The following is a 440-nucleotide window of genomic DNA, read 5'->3' on the forward strand; positions in this document are numbered from 1 at the left end:
CGACTGGACGGGCTTCAGCCGCCACTTCACCCACTTGAAGGACGGGGCCGAGGCCAAAGACAGGACGTTGCTGCTGTCCGCAATCCTCGGTGATGCGATCAACCTCGGGCTGACCAAGATGGCCGAGTCGAGCCCCGGCCTGACCTACGCCAAGCTGTCCTGGCTACAAGCCTGGCATATCCGCGATGAAACCTATTCGGCGGCCTTGGCCGAGCTGGTCAACCACCAGTATCGCCACGCCTTTGCCGCCCACTGGGGCGACGGCACGACCTCATCCTCCGATGGCCAGCGCTTCCGCGCGGGTGGCCGGGGCGAGAGCACCGGGCACGTCAACCCGAAGTACGGCAGCGAGCCGGGACGGCTGTTCTACACCCATATCTCCGACCAGTACGCGCCGTTCAGCACCCGCGTGGTGAATGTCGGCGTCCGAGATTCCACCT

General features: G+C 65.2%; 1 protein-coding gene. It reads left to right on the plus strand.

Translation table 11 applies throughout. The features are described 5' to 3' along the window. On the plus strand, nucleotides 1-440 hold a 440-nt coding region (locus HMPREF2886_RS27320), incomplete at both ends, for a Tn3 family transposase (protein WP_139148413.1).

Source organism: Pseudomonas sp. HMSC066A08 (genome assembly GCF_001813025.1).
Taxonomy (GTDB): Bacteria; Pseudomonadota; Gammaproteobacteria; order Pseudomonadales; family Pseudomonadaceae; genus Pseudomonas; species Pseudomonas aeruginosa.